A 322-nucleotide genomic window follows, 5' to 3' on the forward strand; every position below is an offset into this window, starting at 1 on the left:
CCGATACGGACGCGACCATGGCAGACCCCTACAACGGCGGTACCCCCACCCCACCCGCGCTGCGCTTCGACGATTCGCTGGTCACCACCGCCTTCGAGCTGCCCGGCCATCGCGTCGTGCGCATCCTGGGTGTGGTGCGCGGCATCACCGTACGCTCGCGCTCGATCGTCGGCAACTTTCTCGGCGGTATCCAGACGATCTTCGGCGGCAACATCACCATCTACACCGAGCTGTGCGAACAGGCTCGCGAGGAAACCTACCGCCCCATGCTCAAGCACGCGCGGCAGCTGGGTCCCAACGCAATCATGGGCATCCGACACGC

Annotated in this window: 1 protein-coding gene; it reads left to right on the top strand. The window is 65.8% G+C overall.

The genetic code is table 11. The features are described 5' to 3' along the window. Window positions 1–17 precede the first annotated feature (17 nt). Window positions 18–322, top strand: a 305-nt coding sequence (locus tag EN850_RS34955; protein WP_136093028.1) for a YbjQ family protein, incomplete at its 3' end; no start/stop codon positions are given.

The organism is Mesorhizobium sp. M8A.F.Ca.ET.207.01.1.1, assembly GCF_004794715.1.
Lineage (GTDB): Bacteria > Pseudomonadota > Alphaproteobacteria > Rhizobiales > Rhizobiaceae > Mesorhizobium.